Source organism: Paracoccus sp. FO-3 (assembly GCF_006386455.1).
Classification (GTDB): domain Bacteria; phylum Pseudomonadota; class Alphaproteobacteria; order Rhodobacterales; family Rhodobacteraceae; genus Paracoccus; species Paracoccus versutus.
In genome coordinates this window covers 1-1,344 of record NZ_VCBQ01000259.1, presented here as the reverse complement: position 1 = coordinate 1,344, position 1,344 = coordinate 1, and the positions used below count along the sequence as shown (strand labels likewise).

Below are 1,344 nucleotides of genomic sequence, written 5' to 3'. Positions count from 1 at the left end.
CTGTGTGAAGCAGCCACAAGCATCAGGGAAGGAAGCGCAGCATGAAGCACTATGCTGGATTGGATGTATCGGTAAAAGAGACCACGGTCTGTATCGTCGATGAGGATGGCCGGATCTGCCGGGAGCTCAAAGTTCTTAGCCATCCGGAGGACATCTCTCGTGCCTTGAATGGCGTGGGTTTCCGGCTTGAGAGGATTGGGCTGGAAGCGGGCCCGTTATCTCAGTGGCTGTTCGAGGGCTTGGCCAAGGCCGGCCTTCCGGCGATCTGCATCGAGACGCGCCACGCCAAGGCTTTCCTCAAGGCGCAGGTGAACAAGACCGACCGCAATGATGCACGCGGGATCGCCCAGATGATGCGTGTCAATCTGTATCGCCCGGTGCATGTAAAGACCCTGGCCAGCCAGAAGCACCGCGCATTGTTACGCAGCCGCAAGCTTTTGCAGGAAAAGGCTCTTGCGATCGAAAGCGACATCCGTGGTCTGCTACGCAACTTTGGCCTCAAGGTGGGCACTGTTGGTGCGGGACGGTTTGAAGCGCGAGTGAAGGATCTCATCGAGGCCTTGCCGGACTTGGAAGAGGTGTTCAGCATCTTGCTCGCCGCAAGACGGAAGGTCCGGGAGGCCTTCTCCCAACTGCACCGCAAGGTGCTGGACATTGTCAGGGACAACACCGTCTGCCTGCGCCTGATGTCGATCCCTGGTGTTGGGCCGGTGACCTCGCTTGCCTTTCTCAGCACGATTGACATCCCGGCACGCTTTCGAAGTTCCCGGGCCGTCGGGCCAATCCTGGGACTGACACCGATGCTCAAGCAATCGGGCGAAAGCCATCGGGTCGGACGGGTGTCCTTGTGTGGTGACGGCATGATGCGAGGATTGCTCTACGAGGCGGCGCAGGCCATGCTGACGCGGGTCAAGAAATGGTCATGGCTGAAAGCCTGGGCCATGAGCCTGGCAAAGCGGGCCGGTCTTAAGAAGGCGGTTGTGGCCCTGGCCCGACGCCTTGCCGTGATCATGCACAGAATGTGGGTCGATGGCAGCGATTTCCGCTGGTCGCGGGAGGGAGTCACGGCAGCATGATCGTGTAGGAAAGAAGCAAGAGTTCCACCGCTGGTGGGAAGGTGTCCTTCGCGGGACGACGGGCGAGACGAGTTCGCAATGGGTCCAGTTCCGACAGCACATGTTGTCAGGCCGCGAGTCAGATTGGACCGCCTCGCTCTTCTGATCCCATGATGGGAGAGCCGCCGTGCTGATCCCGAAGAGAAGCGAGAGCCCGCGAACGACCGAGAAACCACAGAGGTGTATTGCTCGATGGCGCTTGACCTAAGGACGCCGAATAGAGAAGGAC

At 59.7% G+C, this 1,344-nt stretch carries 1 protein-coding gene; it reads left to right on the top strand.

Annotation, left to right across the window (positions count from 1 at the left end; genetic code table 11):
* Positions 1-41: 41 nt before the first annotated feature.
* Positions 42-1,076 carry an IS110 family transposase gene (locus FE811_RS26835; RefSeq protein ID WP_140849558.1) on the top strand — a complete coding sequence of 345 codons (1,035 nt, stop codon included), beginning with the start codon at positions 42-44 and terminating at the stop codon, positions 1,074-1,076.
* The last annotated feature ends 268 nt before the right edge of the window (positions 1,077-1,344 follow it).

Coding starts and splice junctions, on each gene's coding strand:
- FE811_RS26835 (WP_140849558.1), top strand. CDS start 42: ATGAAGCACTATGCTGGATTGGATGTATCGGTAAAAGAGACCACGGTC.